Annotated in this window: 1 protein-coding gene; it reads right to left on the bottom strand. The window is 66.3% G+C overall.

Annotated elements, in window-relative coordinates:
• The coding region (locus tag IB255_RS30670) for an Ig-like domain-containing protein (protein WP_192211308.1) at positions 1 to 255 on the bottom strand (255 nt) is incomplete at both ends.

Raw genomic sequence — 255 nt, 5'->3', positions numbered from 1 at the left:
CGATCACGGTGTACGCGTGATCGGCGACCACGTCGGCCACGTTGCCCGCCGCATCGTGCGCCACCAGGGTGGCGTGGATGCTGGTTTCCGCCGCGAGATCCGCGCCGGCCACCTTCACGCTCCAGCTTCCGTCTGCAGCCACTTTGGCGCTGTAGTCGGTGCCGTTGAGCTTGAAGCTCACCACGTCGCCAGCCTGGAACTCACCCGAGGCCTTGCCGCTGATGGTCTGCTGGGCCTTGGCTTCTTCGGCGTTGA

Source organism: Pseudomonas sp. PDM22, assembly GCF_014851965.1.
In the GTDB taxonomy this organism is placed as follows: Bacteria; Pseudomonadota; Gammaproteobacteria; order Pseudomonadales; family Pseudomonadaceae; genus Pseudomonas.
This window is presented reverse-complemented; position numbering and strand designations above follow the sequence as displayed.